General features: G+C 66.3%; 1 protein-coding gene and 1 pseudogene. Both read left to right on the top strand.

Annotation, left to right across the window (positions count from 1 at the left end; translation table 11 throughout):
- Positions 1–414: 414 nt before the first annotated feature.
- Positions 415–1,626 carry a cytochrome P450 gene (locus WBV89_RS15935; protein ID WP_423982331.1) on the top strand — a complete coding sequence of 404 codons (1,212 nt, stop codon included), beginning with the start codon at positions 415–417 and terminating at the stop codon, positions 1,624–1,626.
- Positions 1,627–1,737: 111 nt separating this feature from the next.
- A pseudogene (locus tag WBV89_RS15940) lies at positions 1,738–2,683 on the top strand (hypothetical protein); the annotation flags it as partial.

The raw sequence follows: 2,683 nt of genomic DNA on the forward strand, positions 1-2,683 counted from the left end.
CGTGTCGGTCGGGGCGGGTGCATCGTCGGCGGTGGGTACCGATGGAGGATCGGCGTGGACGACGGAGGGAATCGTCGTGATCGCGCCGGCAGCGAACGCCCCGAACGCAGCGGTCCGCCATCGGCGAACGAGATTGTGTTTCGACATGACGACGAAGGTTACGATTGTGTGTCGAAAAGGTTGCGACAGCGTGGCGAAGGTCACGACGGCTGAGATCGGTCCACGCGCTCGAGCCACGACCGCCCGATCGGCGATCTCGTGAACTGTTCGCGCAGGGAGCGCTGGAAGAGTTCACGAGACCGGCCGGTGGGTGGCGACGGGTGGGCGGCGATGGGCGGGAACCGCGGTCGTGTGCCCACCGGGGTGCTCGTGCGCGAGTACGGTCGAATCCAGATCAGAGCGGGGGGTTCCGACATGGGGTACGAAGAGTCGACGGTGAACGCCGAACCGGTGGTCGACTGGGTGAACGATTGGGACTGGCTCGATCCGCAGTGGGGAACCGACGCCATCGACATCTGGAACGCGGTCCGCGACATCACACCGATGGCGATGACCGAACGGTACGGCCGCGCGTTCATGCCCGTGACGATGGAGGCGGTCTCCGAGATCGCGAAGGACACGGAGAACTTCTCGTCGCAATGGGTGTCGGTCGCGCAACCCGACGCGGTCCGTCGACCCGCCCCGCCGATCACCTCCGACCCACCGCATCACCAGGGTCATCGCCGACTGCTTCTGCCGTCGTTCAGCCCGAAGCAGATCCAGCCGATGGAAGACGAGCTCCGGAGCTACTGCCGAGGCCTCATCGCCGAACTCGACGGACGGGACACCGCCGACGCTGCGGCCGAGTACACGCAGCACATCCCCGTGCACGGCATCGCCCAGATGATCGGGGTCCCCGATTCCGACGCCGACATCTTCCGTGATTGGATCTACCGGAACTTCCAGTTGGCGCCGCGGGACAACCGGGTGCGCGAGGCGGTGACGGCCGAGATGCGCGCGTACTTCCTCGAGTTGCTCGAAGCGCGCGAGAAGGTGCCCGAGGACGACCTCGCGACGCTGGTCGCTCAGGCGGAGATGGACGGGGAGCCGATCGACCGCGAGCTGCAGTTCGGCTACCTGCTCTTGTTGATCCTCGCCGGGATCGACACGACGTGGAGCGCGATCGGCTCGGGACTCTGGCACCTCGGGACCCACCCCGACGATCTCGCCAGACTGAACGGCACGCCCTTCGGCGATCCGTTGTGGCTGACGATGAGCGAGGAGGTGCTGCGGTACTACGCGCCGGTCACGATGGGCCGGCGGGTGATCGGTGACACGACCGTGTCGGGCTGTCCCGTGCACGCCGGCGATCAGGTGCTCGTCACGTTCCCTGCGGCCAACCACGATCCCGCATCGTTCGACCGGGCCGACGAGTTCGTCATCGATCGGGAGGTGAACCGGCACGTCGCCTTCGGCCTCGGGATCCATCGGTGTCTGGGCTCCAACCTGGCACGTCTCGAGATGAAGGTCGCGTTCCAGGAATGGTGTGCCGCGTTCCCCGAGTACCGGGTCGATCCGTCGCAGACGACGACCTGGACCAGCGGACAGATCCGCGGTCCACGCAACATCCCGGTCCGCCTCCGGTGAGGCCCGTCCATCGAAAATGCGCGTCGGTGCCTGGCACCGACGCGCAGTTTGGCGACGACCTGTCGGACACGTCCGCGACGCCTCGTCGCGGAGCACGAAGTGGGAGAAGCAATGAGTGACGTGACGTTCGAGAAGATCTGGGAGACGGACAACCCGCCGAGCTCCCATTGGCCGTTGTACACGCGCGGCAATGTGGGCGAGGTCTTTCCCGAAGTCGTGCTGCCGTTCAGCTGGGACCTCATCGGCCAGGCCGCCGAGGACGGCTGGCGTCAAGCGTTCGTCCGGATGGGGCTCACCGCCGACGGCGACCTTGCGGACGGCGAGAGGATGGTCATCCTCAGCGTGTTCGGCGGGTACTGCTACATCAATGCGAGCTACGTCCGACTCCTCGGCGTTCGCGCTCCGGGTGGGAAGGTCGAGAACATCGACTCGATGTTCTTCGGTGAATCCGATGCGCCGGCATACTCGGCGAGCGACGGCGACAAGAACCTCAAGTCCACCCTTCGTCTCGGCAAGACGGTGCTGCGTCTGCTGCGGACCAAGAACCTGCCCGACCTGGAACACGACAAGGCGAAGGTCGACCGCTTCGTCGCCGGCTATCCGGGTGACGAGGCCGGCAACGCCGAACTCATGGCCTACTGCCGCGGCTTCGCTCCGTTCTTCGAGCACCTCTTCTTCCGCCACATCGACAACACCTTCTCCAACGCTCTCGTGTCGGGAGCGCTGATCGACCTGGTCGTCAAGACCGGCAAGCCCGAACTGCTCGTCTCGCTCCTCGCGGGCATCGGTGACATCGAATCGGCCGCGCCGTCGGCAACGATGTGGGAGCTGTCCCGGCTGGATGCCGACTCCGACGAGTACGCGACCGGGTTCGCTCGTTTCCTGCGGGACTTCGGCACTCGCGGACCCAACGAGTGGGACATCGGATCCGACCCGTGGCACTTCCGTCCCGAGATGGCGACCGCGGCGATCGACGCGATGCGTGCGGCCGACCCGAGCCACGCACCCGGAGCACAGGCTGCTCGGCTCGCGGCCGATCGTGAGGCTGCGGTCGCAA

It is taken from the genome of Ilumatobacter sp., assembly GCF_049588435.1.
Classification (GTDB): domain Bacteria; phylum Actinomycetota; class Acidimicrobiia; order Acidimicrobiales; family Ilumatobacteraceae; genus Ilumatobacter_A.